The sequence below is a fragment of the Sutterella massiliensis genome (genome assembly GCF_016899755.1).
Classification (GTDB): Bacteria; Pseudomonadota; Gammaproteobacteria; order Burkholderiales; family Burkholderiaceae_F; genus Sutterella; species Sutterella massiliensis.
Genome location: NZ_JACJJC010000456.1, coordinates 1 through 261, shown reverse-complemented (window position 1 = coordinate 261; position 261 = coordinate 1). Strand labels below are relative to the sequence as shown.

At 65.5% G+C, this 261-nt stretch carries 1 protein-coding gene; it reads right to left on the bottom strand.

The genetic code is table 11. The features are described 5' to 3' along the window. Window positions 1–60 precede the first annotated feature (60 nt). The coding region (locus H6A60_RS13295) for a GtrA domain-containing protein (RefSeq protein ID WP_500691544.1) at window positions 61–261 on the bottom strand (201 nt) is incomplete at its 5' end.

Genomic DNA, 261 nt, shown 5'->3' with positions numbered 1-261 from the left:
GTCGATCCGCAGATGAAGACGGTGGTGGTGGACTGACGCGCCGGCGCCAGGCCCACCGCCTCAGGACAGCGGTTTCGCCGCGAAGATGATGCGTTTCGAGATGGCGAAGTTGAACATCATCGCCACCGCGGAACCGGCGGCCACGCCAAGGAACAGGTTCAGGGTGCGGGTGTCCGTGAACCACAGCCAGCACTGGTAGACGGCGACGTTGATGCCGCCGCCGACCGAGGTGGCCAACAGGTACTGGGCCCACTCCCGGAA